A 15,069-nucleotide genomic window follows, 5' to 3' on the forward strand; every position below is an offset into this window, starting at 1 on the left:
GATGTATGTGTACAATAGTCCAGTAATTACCAGTTTTATCACGTAGTTCATCGCGCTCTCTTTCATTACCTTTGGCTGAAATAACGCATTGCTCAGGAGGAAGGCGATGGCACTGGTAATTGAATTCATATGTGATTTGCCAAATGGCGTGCATGCGCGCCCGGCAAGCCTGGTCGAAACGTTGTGTAACCGTTTTTCATCGGCGGTTGAGTGGCGGAATCTGCGTAGCGACGGTCGCGGGAATGCGAAAAGCGCGCTGGCGATCATCGGTAGTAACACCCTCAAGGGCGACACCTGTCAGCTGATTATCAGCGGGGAGGATGAAGACGAAGCGTTAGCCGCGTTAACCGCGTTTATTGAAAATGAGTTTCCGCACTGCGATGCGCCGCTGCCTGCCGCACAAGCGCTGGATATCCAGCCGGTGCCGGAATCGCTGTCGCGGCTGAATCCAACGCTATTTCCTGCGCACCCGGTGTGTGCCGGCAGTGCGGGCGGTAAGCTGGTTCATCTCAAATCACGCGATCTTCACGACCTTGGCGAACTGCCCGTCGCCGCCAGCCTTGAACAGGAGCAGGCGGCGCTGGATAACGGTTTGCGTCTGTTGGTGCAGGATATCGATCTGCGGTTACTGGACAATGACGGCACCGCCAGCGCGATTCTGCAAGCTCACCGTTCGCTGGCGACCGATGCTTCGCTGCGCCAGCACCTGCTTGGCGGTATTCTCACCGGCCTTAGCTGCGCACAGGCTATTGTCGCCACCGGCGAACACTTCTGCACCCAGTTCCGCGATTCCGGCAACAGCTATCTGCAGGAGCGAGTGCTGGATGTCCGCGACGTCTGCTTCCAGCTATTGCAGCATGTCTACGGTGAAGACCGCTTTCCGGCTCCGGGACAACTGCGGGAAGCGGCTATTTGTCTTGCTGATGAACTGACCCCAAGCCAGTTTCTGGAACTGGATAAGTCGCAGTTGAAAGGGCTACTGCTGCGTAGCGGCGGCACTACTTCACATACTGTCATTCTGGCCCGTTCGTTCAATATTCCTACCCTGGTAGGGGTTGACCTGCCGGCGCTGCTGCCGTGGGTTGATACTCAGGTACAGATAGATGGTAATGCCGGGCTGCTGGTGGTGGATCCCAGCCCAGCGGTGGCGCGCTATTATCAACAGGAGGCCTGGCTACAGGAGAAAATTCAGCAACAGCAGCAGGTATGGCTCAATAAAGCCGGACAGACGCAAGACGGCATCCGCGTCGAGATTGCCGCCAATATCGCGCATTCGGTGGAGGCGGTGGCGGCATTCAATAACGGCGCGCAGTCGGTTGGGCTGTTCCGCACCGAAATGTTGTATATGGACCGCCCTGGCGCGCCGTCGGAAAATGAGCTCTACAACATCTTTTGTCAGGCGCTGGAGCCGGCCAACGGGCGCAGCATTATCGTGCGGACCATGGATATCGGCGGCGATAAGCCGGTGGCGTATCTCAACATTCCCGCGGAAAACAATCCGTTCCTCGGCTACCGCGCGGTACGCATCTATGAAGAGTATCAGGCGCTGTTTCATACTCAGCTACGGGCCATTTTACGCGCCTCGGCGCACGGCTCGCTGAAGATTATGATCCCGATGATTTCATCAATGGAGGAGATTCTGTGGGTGAAAGAGCGGCTGGCGGAGGCCAAGCAGTCGCTGCGCGCCGAACAGATCCCGTTTGATGAAAAGATCCCACTCGGCATCATGCTGGAGGTGCCGTCGGTGATGTTTATCATCGATCAGTGCTGTGAAGAGGTCGATTTCTTTAGCATCGGCAGCAACGATTTAACGCAGTATCTGCTGGCGGTCGATCGCGATAACGCTAAAGTGACGCGTCATTACAACAGCCTGAACCCGGCCTTCCTGCGCGCGCTGGACTATGCCGTGCAGGCGGTGCATCGGCAGGGAAAATGGATTGGCCTGTGCGGCGAGCTGGGGGCGAAAGGGTCGGTGCTGCCGCTGCTGGTTGGCCTCGGTTTAGATGAATTGAGTATGAGCGCGCCGGCAATCCCGGCGACCAAGGCGCGGCTGGCGCAACTGGATAGCCGCGCCTGCCGCCAGCTGCTGAATCAGGCGATGCAGTGCCGTACCTCACTGGAAGTCGAGCATCTGCTGGCCCAGTTCCGTATGCGCCAGCAGGATGTTCCGCTGGTGAGCACCCAGTGCATTACGCTTAATAGCGACTGGCGCAGCAAGGAGGAAGTGCTGAAAGGGATGACTGACAATCTGCTGTTGGCCGGGCGTTGCCGCTATCCGCGTAAGCTGGAGGCAGATCTGTGGGCCCGCGAGGCGGTGTTCTCCACCGGTCTGGGCTTTAGCTTCGCCATTCCGCACAGTAAATCCGAGCATATTGAGCAGTCGACCATCAGCGTCGCGCGGCTGGCGCAACCGGTGATGTGGGGCGATGAAGAAGCGCAATTTGTCATTATGCTGACGCTGAACAAGCACTCGGCGGGGGACCAGCATATGCGTATTTTCTCACGGCTGGCGCGGCGTATTATGCATGAAGCTTTTCGTACCGCTCTGGTTAATGCGGCAACCCCCGAGGATATCGCCGAACTGCTGCGGTGCGAGCTGGAACTGTGATTGTCTCTCCGGCCAGCGCCGCTGGCCGGAGAGCGAGCTATAAATCCAGCACTAACCGGCCGCCTTTAGCGCGTGAGCAGCAGATCAGCATACTCTGCTGGCTGGCTTTCTCTTCATCGCTGTAATACTGATCGCGGTGGTCGGCTTCGCCCTCCAGAATCATCGTTTCGCAGGTGCCGCACACCCCTTCGCGGCACAGGCACTCCACCTTCGCCGCTTTGTTATTCTCGATCACCTGCAGAATGGTCATATCCTGCGGCACGGTAAATTCGCGTCCGGAACGCGCCAGCACCAGGGTAAATGCCTCTCCGCCTTTATCTTCAACGATAAATTGCTCAAAGTGCAGCTGGCTGGCGGGAACCTGATACCGTTCGGCGGCGGCTTTCACCGCCTCGTTAAGCGCTGCCGGGCCGCAGGTATAGATGTGGGTGCCGGGTTCGATATCGGCGAACAGGCGCGACAGGTCGAGACGGCTGCCGAGCGCTGATATGTGAATATCGACCCGGTCGCGCCACGGCGCGGCGCTGAGCGCATCGACGAAAGCATTATTGTCGGCGTCGTGGAAACAGTAGTGCAGCTGCCAGTCAGCCTGCTGCTGTTCCAGTTCAGGAATATGCGCTAAAAACGGCGTAATGCCGATGCCGCCGGCGATCAGCAGATGCTTGCGCGCCTGCGGTTCGATGGCGAACAGGTTGTTGGGGGTGGACACCGTCAGGGTATCGCCCGGTCGCACCTGCTGATGCATAAAACGCGAGCCGCCTTTGGAAGGCGACTCAAGACGCACCGCAATCTGCCAGCTGGTGGTATCCAGCGGCGAGCTCATGAGCGAATAGGCATTGCTGTAGCGCTGCTCGCCATCCTGCATCTGGACGATAATATGGCTACCGCCGCTGAATCCCGGCAGCGGGGCGCCGGTCGGCGACACCAGCGTAAAACGCTTAACCTGGGCGGTGATCTGTTCGACATCGCGAACGATCGTCTCAAACATTTGATAATCAGACATCGCGGAACTCCATCAAAAAATCCCGGCGTGGCCAGTGCCGTCGCCGGGAGAGGATATTTACAACCCCTGGCAGAGATACTTCATCTCCAGGTAATCTTCGATTCCGTGTTCCGAGCCTTCGCGGCCAAGACCCGACTGTTTCACTCCGCCAAATGGCGCGACTTCATTAGAAATCAGCCCGGTATTGATGCCGACCATGCCGTATTCCAGTTGCTCGGAGACGCGCCAGATACGGGCGGCATCGTTGCTGTAAAAATAGGAGGCGAGACCGTAGATGGTGTTATTCGCCTGCTCGATGACCTGCTGCTCATCCTCAAATTTCACCAGCGCGGCCACCGGGCCGAAAATCTATTCCTGCAGCAGCAGTGACCCCGGCTGTACGTCGCCGATAACCGTAGGGGTGAAGAAATTACCGCTCAGCGGATGCGCTTTTCCGCCGGTTAACAGCGTGGCGCCGCGGCTCATGGCGTCGTCGAGCAGGGACTGCACTTTGCGCCCGGCGTCGGCGTTGATAAGCGGGCCAATCTGGACATCGGACTCGCTGCCATCGCCGACTTTCAGGGCGGCGACGCGGGCAACGAACTTATCGCAGAATTGGTCGTAGACGGCGCGATGAATATAGAAGCGGTTGACGCAAACGCAGGTTTGCCCGGCGTTGCGGAACTTGGCGATCAGCGCGCCCTCGACCGCTTTATCGATATCGGCGTCGTCAAAGACGATAAACGGCGCGTTACCGCCGAGCTCTAAAGAGAGCTTTTTGATGGATTCCGCGCACTGGCGCATCAGCACGCGGCCGACTTCGGTCGAGCCGGTAAAGGAGAGCTTACGCACCCGCTCATCACCGGTGAACACCGCGCCAATCTCACGCGACTGGCCGGTGACAACGTTAATGACGCCCTGCGGGATCCCGGCCTGATTCGCCAGTTCCGCCATCGCCAGCGCGGTAAACGGCGTTTCATTGGCAGGCTTAATTACCATCGTACAACCCGCGGCCAGCGCCGGGCCGGCCTTACGGGTGATCATCGCCGCCGGGAAGTTCCACGGGGTGATCGCCGCGCAGACCCCCACGCCCTGGCGGAACACCATCAGGCGTTTATCGGCGCCGGGGGAGGGGATTATTTCGCCGTTGGCGCGTTTCCCTTGTTCGGCAAACCACTCGATAAACGAGGCGGCATAGGCGATTTCGCCTTCCGCTTCCGCCAGCGGCTTGCCCTGCTCGGCGGTCATTATCTGCGCCAGCGCGGTCTTGTTTTCGAGGATCAGGTGGTGCCAGTTCTTCAATAACGCGGCGCGCTGGGCGGCGGTAAGCACGCGCCATGCCGGCAGCGCGGCAGTAGCGGCATCCACCGCCTGCTGCGCTTCCGCTCGTCCCATATTGGGGATTTGGCCGAGCGTCGCGCCGGTGGAGGGATTGCTGACGGCAAGCGTCGTACCGTCGGCGGCATCGCGCCAGCTTCCGGCAATCAGCGCCTGCTGGCGAAACAGATTTGAGTGAAATACGGACATGGCCAACTCCTTCAATGATTACGGCTGGAATACCTGGGCGACCAGATTGTGGAAATGGGCGATCCCGTGCTCGGAGATCCCGCTGCCGCTGTTATCCGCCATAATGCGCCCCTGTCCGCGATAGCCGCGAGACTTCAGCCCCTTCTGCACGCTTTCTACCAGACGTAAATCTTCCGGGCGGAACACGTCGCGATACCATTCAATCAGCGCTTTCTGATCGTCGGTCAGCTCTTCGTTGGTGAAATAGATGTCGTAATTCTGCAGGGTGGTCTCTTCATCTACCGGGAATTCATAAATGACGGTCATCATGCCCTTGATTGGTGTAACGTTGAGCATAGTGCACGGCCACAGCCAGAAACCGTGAAACGCGGCGTCGGTGCCTTCTTCGAATTTAAATGACTGCTCGGACGGTTTGGCGAAGCCATACTGCAGCGTCCATTTGCCGTGCATGGTGTGCCAGTAACGGTCAACCTGCACGGAATCCGAGAAGCCCGGGTGCGCTGGGCCGCAGTGGTAACATTCCAGATAGTTATCGACGATATTTTTCCAGTTCGCCGGGGTCAGGGTGGTAAAGCGCGCCGCCAGCTTCAGCTCATGAACATCCGGGCAGGCTTCCAGCACTTTGTCCTGCAGCCCCGGTAGCTGCGTTTCCACGCTCTCCGCTTGCGGGTTCATATTGATAAACACAAAGCCGGCATACTCTTCAAGGCGAACCGGCACAAGCGTTGCCTTATCGCTATCGAAATTCTCCACGTTTTCGCAGTTGCGGGCGTGGGCGAGATTGCCGTCCAGCTTGAAGGCCCAGGCGTGATAGGGGCAGGTAATCACGTTTTTGGCTTTACCCTCGCCGCTCAGCAACTGGTGGCCTCGGTGCGGGCAGACGTTATAGAAGGCGCGCAGAATGTTGTCGCGCCCGCGGACGATAACGATATTTTCGCCGATGATCTCCCGGGTAATGTAGTCGTTCGGCCTGGCGACTTCGCTGCCGTGGGCGACGCAAATCCAGCTATTGGCGAAGATACGCTCTTTCTCGTGCTCAAACGCCTGGCTGTCGGTGTAAAAACGGGCCGGAATGGTCCAGGCGTCCTGTGGATTGGCGCAAAAGTTAATCGGCAGGGTAAAGTCAGGGCTTAAATTGCTCATGTAGGGTCACCTTGTGATTATTGTCAGTAAGCGTTTTTTACAGCGACTGGCCGTCGCCTTTGAGTACCGCGCCAACCGGCAGCGTCTCGGCTTTAACGATCGGCTCGGGCGTATGGGTTTCTATCTGATGCACAGGCACGTGGGCGTAGTCCTGTTTTAGCCAGCGTACGAAGCCGCCGGTCTTGATCAGTAAAATGGCAAGGAACGGTAAGGCGGTTAGCACCACGGTGGTTTTCATGGTTTCCAGCGAAGCGCCGGTAAACAGAATCGATAGCGGGATAAGGGTGATCACCACGCACCAGAACAGGCGCATGCCGCGATCCGGATCCTCGCCTTCGCGCAGGTTACGGGTACTGGTCGCCGCCATGGTGTAGGCCACCGCATCCATATGTGAAGCGAGGAAAACAATCATCACAAACAGATAGGCGGCGAGGAACAGTTTGCCCGCCGGCAGCGACATCAGCACCTGCTGGACGGCGGTTTCGCCGCCGAGGGTCTGCATGACCTGCGGCACGTTAATCACGTCGTTGACGAACTGATGCATGGCATAGCTTTCCATCACCCCGAAGAAGAACCAGCAGCCGGCGGTGCTGCCGAGGATGAGTCCCCAAATGACCTCTTTGATTTTGCGCCCGCGGGAGACGCGGGTGACGAACATCGCCACGCCAGGGGTATAGGAGATCCACCACAACCAGTAGAAGACGGTCCAGTTGCGGGTAAAGGCGCCGTCGCCGAGCGGGTCGGTAAACAGGCTCATCTGCAGGAAGTTTTGGCTCGTCAGACCGATGGCGTTGATGATGTTATTGGTGATGAATTCGGTCGGGCCAACCAGTAATACCACCAACGGCAGCAGGAACGCCCCCCATCCGACCATTTTGCTCAGACGCTGCAGGCCGTTGTTGATACCAATCCACGAACTCATGCAGAAAATACCGCCGGAGAGCAGGATCACAAACGCCTGGACGGTGAAGTTATCCGGCAGTCCGGTGAGAGCTGACAGGCCGCGGGTGAAGGTGGCGGCAGTGACTACCAGCGAAATGGTTAACGCGCCGACGGTGGCGATCAGGAACATCAGATCGACCAGACGGCCCCAGAAACCCTGCGGATTAACGCCGGTGATCGCCGAAATGATCCCGGAGAGGCTGAGGCCTTTATTTTTCCGCACGTGGAAGTGATAGGCCATGATCAGCGAGGCGAGGGTGTAGGTCGCCCACGCGCTAATGCCCCAGTGGAAGAAAGAGTACGGGATGCTGTATTCCAGCGCTTTTGCCGAATGCGGCGCAATATTCAGGCCAGGGGTCTGGTAGTAATAAGCCCACTCGGCAACACCCCAGTACAGCGTAGAGGAGCCGAGTCCGGCGCAGATAAACATAAACAGCCATGAGAGAGTGCTGTACTCGGCTTTGCCTTCGCCGAGCCGGATATTGCCGTATTTGCTGGTGGCCAGATATAACACCAGTCCCAGCGCCAGCAGCACCAGCACCTGTACCGCGGAACCCAGCAGGCGGGTGACGCCGTTAAAAATCGAATTAGCCGCCTGCGCGGTTTGTTGGGGGAAGAGACTTAATGTAGCGGCGATGAAAACAATGGCCGCCAGGCTGATGACAATCAGCGGCACATCTTTTTTCTTTACGTTGCTCAACATGAGTGATCTCCTGGGCACGGTTGCCCGTCGGTGGCTTTAGCCTGTCGTTGTTATCACGCTGTAGGGTCAGGGTTCGTAGCAAAATGCTATTAACAATTGGATTATTTCTTCGTTACATGAATTAAACAATTGGCCGATTCGTGAAGCAATAAAACACGGAACGGAAATAATAAAAGGTGAATTGGCGCAGGTTCTTTCCTTTCAGGAATCAATAAAGTTCGCCGCTGTGATGCGGTTCACTTGTCAATTGTGGGGTTTTCTGCATTCAGAGGAGAGAGGAGTTGGCGCGAGTTTTCCCGGGTAGCGGCTACGCCTTACCCGGGCTACGGTCCGAGCGACCTGCCTTTTATTTATTCACCACGCTGGCTGAAACTGCTGGTGTTGGTGGCCTCAAAATCGCTGAGACGTTCCCGGAAGGCCGGGGCAGCCCGCATGGATGCGGGCTGAGGGCCGTGTTTTGCAAGGACGCTGCCTCGGCCCGACCCGAAGCCTGCAGGGATAAGTCGAAGGTACCACGAAGTGGCGATTTTGGCGGCCAGAGCCCGGGAGTACAGAGGGCGGCGGCGACTGGCCGCCCTCTGTGCGCTCCCTGCGCCATGAGAGACATAACGCAGAAGAAATATCGGGAGCGCAATGTGCTCTGAATTAACACAAAGCACATGTTTTTCCCGGACCAAAACCGTTGCAAACCGATGCGATATCTACATGAGCGTGCCATTGTAGCCCCGGTAAGCGCAGCGCCACCGGGGGGCGGCCGGAGTAATTACGCCAAAATGGCCTTGCAGATAGCGTCGCTGACCTGCTGCGTTGAGGCGTTGCCTTTCATGTCCGGGGTTTTCGGCCCGCTGGCGATCACCTGCTCTATCGCCGCCAGAATGCCGTTGTGCGCGGCATGGTAGCGCTCGTTGCCGTTTCCGAGGAAATCGAGCATCATCGCCCCGGCCCAAACGGTAGCGATCGGGTTGGCGATATTTTTACCGTAAATATCCGGTGCCGACCCGTGAACCGGTTCGAACAGCGACGGGAAGGTCCGCTCTGGGTTCAGGTTAGCCGACGGCGCAATACCGATAGTGCCGGTACAGGCCGGGCCGAGATCCGACAGAATATCGCCAAACAAATTGGAGCCGACGACCACGTCGAAACGTTCCGGCTGCAGCACGAAGCGGGCGCAGAGAATATCGATATGCTGCTTGTCCCAGCGAATTTCAGGATAGCTTTTGGCCATCTCTTCCACACGCTCATCCCAGTAGGGCATGCTGATCGCCAGACCGTTGGATTTGGTGGCTGAGGTCAGCGTTTTACGCGGGCGGCTTTGCGCCAGCTCAAAGGCGTAGCGCAGGATCCGGTCAACGCCGCGGCGGGTGAAGACCGACTCCTGAATCACCACTTCATGCTCGGTGCCTTCATTGGCGCGACCGCCAAGGGCGGAATATTCGCCTTCGGTATTTTCGCGCACCACGTAAAAATCGATATCGCCGGCCTTTTTACCCGCCAGCGGACAGGGGACGCCGGGGAACAGGCGCACCGGGCGCAGGTTGACGTACTGATCGAACTCACGGCGGAACTTCAGCAGCGAACCCCACAGGGAGATATGGTCGGGGACGGTATCCGGCCAGCCGACGGCGCCGAAATAGATAGCATCGAAGCCCTGCAATTGCTCGCGCCAGTCGTCCGGCATCATCTTGCCGTGATGGGCGTAATATTCGCAGCTTGCCCACTCCATCTGTTCGAAGCTCAGCGACAGATCCCAACGCTGCGCGGCGGCTTGCAGCACGCGAATACCTTCAGGCAGAACTTCTTTACCAATTCCGTCACCGGGGATGGCGGCAATACGACAGGTTTTTTTCATTCCGGTTCTCACTTTTTAGCGATGATGTTTGACCACCTGCCTATCCTATAATTGACTGGTTCATAATTAATCACGCTAACTGGTGAAACATAAAACACAGATCATGAATAATCTGCCGCTGCTAAATGATTTACGCGTGTTCATGCTGGTCGCTCGCCGGGCCGGTTTTGCCGCCGCCGCCGAGGAGCTTGGCGTCTCACCAGCGTTCGTCAGCAAGCGGGTTTCGCTGCTGGAGCAAACCCTGCATGTGATGTTGCTGCACCGTACCACCCGCCGGGTCACCATTACCGAAGAGGGGGAGCGGATCTACGAATGGGCGCAGCGCATTCTGCAGGATGTGGATGAGATGATGGACGAGCTTTCCAACGTGCGTCAGGTACCGCAGGGAACGCTACGGATTATCAGCAGCTTCGGCTTTGGTCGCCGGGTGGTCGCCCCCGCGCTGTCGGCGCTGGCCCGCCAGTACCCGCAACTTGAGCTGCGCTTCGATGTCCAGGACCGGCTGGTGGATTTGGTCAATGAAGGGGTGGATCTCGATATTCGCGTCGGCGACGATATCGCGCCGAATCTGATTGCCCGCAAGCTGGCGACCAACCACCGTATTCTCTGCGCGTCGCCGCAGTTCCTTGCCCGCCACTCGCCGCCGAAACAGCTAAGCGACCTGGCAGCCTTACCCTGTCTGGTGATTAAAGAGCGCGATCATCCGTTTGGCGTCTGGCAACTGCACAGCAAAGAGGGCCAGCACGCGATCAAGGTAACCGGGCCGCTCTCCTCCAACCATGGTGAAATTGTGCATCAGTGGTGTCTGGATGGGCAGGGGATTGCATTACGTTCATGGTGGGATGTCAGTGAAAATATCGCCAGCGGCCATCTGGTACACGTGCTGCCGGACTATTATCAGCCCGCCAACGTCTGGGCGGTCTACGTGTCGCGGCTGGCGACCTCAGCCAAAATTCGCACCACCGTGGAGTTTCTGCGCCACTATTTTCAGCAGCACTATCCCCAGCAGTGTATCGTCAGCAGCGAGGAAAACAGCCGGCGACCAGCGCCGCCGGCGGAGGGCGTTACAGACGAGTGACGCTCTGCAGGATCGTCAGCGCGCGTGAGAATTGAGCATCCGGGATGGTCAACGGATAGAGGAAGCGAATGACGTTGCCATACTGGCCGCAGGTCAACAGCAGCAGGCCCTGCTCCAGCGCCTGCTGCTGGATTTTCTGCGCAATCGCCGCCGACGGTTCGCCGGTCGCCGGATCGAAGAACTCGGCGGCGATCATCGAACCCACGCCGCGCGCTTCCACCAGCGCCGGACACCAGCCCTTAACTTCCTGTAGCGTCGCCAGCAGGCGCTCGCCGAGGAACTGCGCGCGCTCGCACAGCGCTTCGTTATCAATGATATCCAGCACCGCATGCGCGGCCGCCACCGCCAGCGGGTTACCGGCGTAGGTGCCGCCTAAGCCGCCCGGCGCTGGGGCATCCATAATCTGCGCGTTACCAACCACGCCGGAAAGCGGCATGCCGCCCGCCAGGCTTTTGGCCATCGTCATCAGATCCGGTTTATCGGCATAGTGATCCATGGCGAACAATTTACCGGTGCGGGCGAAGCCGCTCTGTACTTCATCGGCAATCATTACGATGCCGTGCTCATCGCAGAGGCGGCGTACTGCGGCAACCAGCTCTTTCGGCGCGACGTTAAAGCCGCCTTCGCCCTGTACCGGTTCGAAAATAATCGCCGCCACCTGTTTGGCTTCGATATCGGCTTTGAACAGGCGTTCAAGGGCGGTAATCGAATCGGCGGTGCTGATACCGTGCAGCGCTGACGGGTACGGCACGTGGTATACCGAGCCGGGGAACGGCCCGAAGCCCAGTTTGTACGGCGCGACCTTACCGGTTAGCGCCATCGTCATATAGGTACGGCCATGGAAACCGCCGCCGAAGGCGATAACGCCGGGGCGTCCGGTATGGGCACGGGCGATTTTCACCGCGTTTTCTACCGCTTCCGCGCCGGTAGAGAAGAAGGCGGTTTTTGCCGGGCCTTTCACCGGCGCCAGTTCGTTGAGCTTCTCCGCTAGCGACACATAGCTTTCATAAGGCACGATCTGATAGGCGGTATGGGTAAATTGCTGTAGCTGCTGTTCAACCGCGGCGACCATCCGCGGATGGCGATGGCCGGTATTCAGCACCGCGATGCCGGCGGCGAAATCGATATATTCATTGCCTTCGACATCGGTCAAGGTGGCGTTTTGCGCGCTCTGGGCAAAGAAGTTGCACATAACGCCCACCCCGCGCGGGGTAGCGGAAAGACGACGCTGATGGAATTCATTGTTGCTCATAATAAACACCCTTTAGCAAAAGTTAATCACGGAACCGAACGGCAAATCAGACCCCAAGGCGATCGCGCAGGCTGTAGTAGGCGGCGCCCATGGCGGTAAAAGGAATTCGCAGGCTGCGCCCGCCCGGGAACGGGTAGTGCGGCAGTTTGGCGAAGGCATCGAAGCGCTCGGCATCGCCGCGCAGCAGTTCTGAAATCAAGCATCCGGCCAGATGGGTACAGGTCACGCCGTGACCGCTGTAGCCCTGCATGTAGTAAATATTGTTATCCAGACGGCCGAACTGCGGCATACGCGACAGGGTCAGCAGGAAGTTGCCGGTCCAGCGGTAGTCAATTTTCACCCCCTGCAGCTGCGGGAAGGTTTTCAGCAGCTTCGGCATAATCAGCCGCTCTACGTCGTCCGGGTCACGGGCGCCGTAGACCACGCCGCCGCCGTACAGCAGGCGGTTGTCGCCGGTAAGACGGTAGTAGTCCAGCAGGTAGTTACAATCTTCCACACAGTAGTTTTTCGGGATCAGCGAGCGGGCGAGCGCTTCCGGCAGCGGTGCGGTCGTCACGACCTGAGTGCCGCACGGCATGCTGCGTTTTGCCAGTTCCGGCTCAAGCTTGTCGCCGAGATAGGCGTTACCGGCGACGATCACGTAGCGCGCGGTTACCTGGCCGCGAGCGGTACTGATCACCGCCGGACTGGTGTGCTGAATTCGGGTCACCGGCGACTGCTCATACACCCGGCCGCCGTTAAGACGAATAGCGTCCGCTTCGCCGATGGCGAGGTTCAGCGGGTGAATATGGCCGCCGCTGTGGTCGAGCAGGGCGCCGACGTAGCGGTCGCTGTCTACTTCGCGACGAATGGCATGGCTGTCGAGCAGCTCCAGTTGGGTATTGCCGTAGCGCTCCCAGTTGGCTTTTTGCTCTTCCAGCGTTTCCATTTGCTTATGGTTCATGGCCACAAACAGGCCGCCTGGGCGGTAATCGCACTGGATCTGGTAGCGCTGGATGCGCTCGCGAATAATATCGCCGCCTTCAAACATCATGCTGCCGAGCATTTTGGCCGCATCCGGGCCGTAGTTCTTCTCAATAACGTCGATATCGCGGCTATAGGAGTTAACCAGCTGTCCGCCGTTACGGCCGCTGGCGCCAAAGCCGATACGCGCGCCTTCCAGCACCACCACGTCGTAACCCATTTCGGCCAGATGCAGGGCCGAGGAGAGGCCGGTGTAGCCGCCGCCGACGACGCAGACATCACAGGTGATTGATTCCTCCAGCGTCGGGAACGGTTCATATTTATTGGCGCTGGCGGCGTAGTAGCTAGTGGTATGTTCAGTCATGATCAAGACTCCAAAGCAATCCAGATGGTTTTCAGTTCGGTGAATTTTTCCAGCGCGTGCAGCGATTTATCGCGCCCGTTGCCGCTCTGCTTATAGCCGCCGAACGGGACGGTCATATCACCATCGTTGTAGTTGTTGACGAAGACCGAGCCGGCCTTCAGGCGGCGACTCATGCGGTGGGCGCGCGACAGATCGCGGGTCCACACCGCGGCGCCAAGACCGTAGTCGCTGTCGTTGGCCAGCTGCAGCGCCTGTTCTTCGCTTTTGAAGCGCGTGACGACCAGCACCGGGCCGAAGATCTCTTCGCGGCTGAGGGTTGAGGCCGGGTCGACATCAACGAAAATGGTCGGGCCGACGGCGGCAGGCCACGGATTTTTCCGCCCGTCGAGGAATAGCGTGCTTTTGGTCTCACCGCCGCGGATAAAGCTGTGTACGCTGTCGGCATGGGCGTTATCAATTAACATTCCCATGGTGGTTTCAGGATCAAGCGGATTACCCGGCTGCCAGTTTTGCGCCTGTGCTTTCAGTAATGCCAGGAACTCGTCGGCGATGCTCTCTTCCAGCAGCAGGCGGGTGCCGGCGATGCAGACCTGCCCCTGGTTATAGAAGATACCGCCGGCGGTGGCGTTGACCGCTTTTTGCAGATCCGGACAGTCGGCGAAGACGATATTGGCGCTCTTACCGCCCGCTTCCAGCCACACGCGCTTCATATTGCTGTCGCCGGCATCTTTTAGCAGCTGTTTGCCGGTACGGGTGGATCCAGTGAAGGTGATGACTTCAACGTCAGGATGCAGCGCCAGCGCCTGCCCGGCCTCGTGGCCAAAGCCGCTGACCACGTTTAACACCCCGTCCGGGAGTCCGGCTTCTTTCGCAAGCCCTGCCAGACGCAGGGCGGTGAGCGGCGATTTTTCCGAGGGTTTGAGGATTACGCTATTACCAGCCGCCAGCGCCGGGCCGAGTTTCCAGCAGGCCAGCAGCAGCGGGAAGTTCCACGGCACCACCGCGGCAATCACGCCAATCGGTTCACGAACGATCATTGCCAGCTCGTTGCCGCCGGTGGGCGCGACTTCGCCATAAACTTTATCCAGCGCTTCGGCGTACCAGCGAATGGCGCGGGCGGCGCCGGGAATATCGTCGCGCAGGCTGTGGCGAATCGGTTTGCCGGTATCGAGCGTTTCCAGCAGCGCCAGCTCTTCACGATGGGTTTCTATCAGGTCGGCAAATTTCGTGAGAACTGCTTTACGCCGGGCCGGAGAGGCCTGCGACCAGTCGCCGTTATCAAAAACCTGACGCGCGGCTTTCACCGCCCGTTCGACATCGGCTTTTTTACCGCGGGCGACCTGCGCTAATGTCTGCTGTGCGGCAGGGTCGATAGTCTCGAAGGTGGTATTATCGGCCGCGGCGCAATATTCGCCGTTAATAAATAAGCGCGTTTCAATGGCCAGGTTTTTCGCTTTTTCCTGCCAGTAAGCCAGGTGCTGAAAATTCATCATGACTCCTTAAAAACATCATCGGCAAAATATAGGGTTCGGCGTTTTCAGGGGCTCAGGGCGCAGGGCGTCCCCGGGGTAGAAAACCGTCTCTTCGCCATTCACTGGCGTTAATTATCTTTGGGCCGGCAGGAAATAAGATTTCCGCGCTGCGCAGGTATTATTACT

The 15,069-nt window shown here is 58.4% G+C and carries 9 protein-coding genes and 1 pseudogene; 2 read left to right on the forward strand and 8 right to left on the reverse strand.

Annotation, left to right across the window (positions count from 1 at the left end):
* Window positions 1–106 precede the first annotated feature (106 nt).
* The gene (ptsP, locus tag ABLU80_RS01670; protein ID WP_348849626.1) at window positions 107–2,608 is read left to right on the forward strand and encodes a phosphoenolpyruvate--protein phosphotransferase; all 2,502 of its coding nucleotides are present in this window, start codon (window positions 107–109) and stop codon (window positions 2,606–2,608) included.
* 37 nt (window positions 2,609–2,645) lie between these two features.
* On the opposite strand, the gene ABLU80_RS01675 is transcribed toward ptsP, so the two are convergent.
* The 5 genes and pseudogenes from ABLU80_RS01675 to ABLU80_RS01695 form a co-directional block, all read right to left on the reverse strand.
* On the reverse strand, window positions 2,646–3,611 hold the full coding sequence (locus ABLU80_RS01675; RefSeq protein WP_047058251.1) for a PDR/VanB family oxidoreductase: 966 nt from the start codon (window positions 3,609–3,611) through the stop codon (window positions 2,646–2,648).
* 57 nt (window positions 3,612–3,668) lie between these two features.
* Window positions 3,669–5,117, reverse strand: a pseudogene (locus ABLU80_RS01680) (NAD-dependent succinate-semialdehyde dehydrogenase).
* 18 nt (window positions 5,118–5,135) lie between these two features.
* On the reverse strand, window positions 5,136–6,260 hold the full coding sequence (gene yeaW / locus ABLU80_RS01685) for a carnitine monooxygenase, oxygenase subunit YeaW (protein WP_032711373.1): 1,125 nt from the start codon (window positions 6,258–6,260) through the stop codon (window positions 5,136–5,138).
* A gap of 37 nt (window positions 6,261–6,297) precedes the next feature.
* Window positions 6,298–7,905: a BCCT family transporter gene (locus ABLU80_RS01690; protein WP_047080202.1), complete on the reverse strand. Its 1,608-nt coding sequence runs from the start codon at window positions 7,903–7,905 to the stop codon at window positions 6,298–6,300.
* 763 nt (window positions 7,906–8,668) lie between these two features.
* The gene (locus tag ABLU80_RS01695; protein WP_260841747.1) at window positions 8,669–9,754 is read right to left on the reverse strand and encodes a tartrate dehydrogenase; all 1,086 of its coding nucleotides are present in this window, start codon (window positions 9,752–9,754) and stop codon (window positions 8,669–8,671) included.
* A gap of 82 nt (window positions 9,755–9,836) precedes the next feature.
* Here ABLU80_RS01695 and ABLU80_RS01700 point away from each other — a divergent pair, with 82 nt between their 5' ends.
* A complete protein-coding gene (locus ABLU80_RS01700) occupies window positions 9,837–10,832 on the forward strand; it encodes a LysR substrate-binding domain-containing protein (protein ID WP_260841748.1) in 996 nt (331 codons plus the stop codon).
* Here ABLU80_RS01700 and puuE read toward each other — a convergent pair.
* Genes puuE through puuC form a run of 3 tightly spaced genes read right to left on the reverse strand, consistent with a single transcriptional unit; the run spans window position 10,819 to window position 14,901 of the window.
* Window positions 10,819–12,084 (reverse strand): 4-aminobutyrate transaminase, encoded by a 1,266-nt coding sequence (gene puuE / locus ABLU80_RS01705; RefSeq protein WP_045386357.1) that lies wholly within the window; start codon window positions 12,082–12,084, stop codon window positions 10,819–10,821. The two genes, ABLU80_RS01700 and puuE, sit on opposite strands and share 14 nt — an antisense overlap.
* Before the next feature lie 46 nt (window positions 12,085–12,130).
* On the reverse strand, window positions 12,131–13,411 hold the full coding sequence (locus ABLU80_RS01710) for an FAD-binding oxidoreductase (RefSeq protein WP_348849627.1): 1,281 nt from the start codon (window positions 13,409–13,411) through the stop codon (window positions 12,131–12,133).
* A gap of 2 nt (window positions 13,412–13,413) precedes the next feature.
* Window positions 13,414–14,901, reverse strand: coding sequence for an aldehyde dehydrogenase PuuC (puuC, locus tag ABLU80_RS01715; RefSeq protein ID WP_063444458.1), 1,488 nt, complete (start codon window positions 14,899–14,901; stop codon window positions 13,414–13,416).
* Between the last annotated feature and the right edge of the window lie 168 nt (window positions 14,902–15,069).

It is taken from the genome of Klebsiella sp. CN_Kp104, from assembly GCF_040064515.1.
Lineage (GTDB): Bacteria > Pseudomonadota > Gammaproteobacteria > Enterobacterales > Enterobacteriaceae > Klebsiella > Klebsiella aerogenes.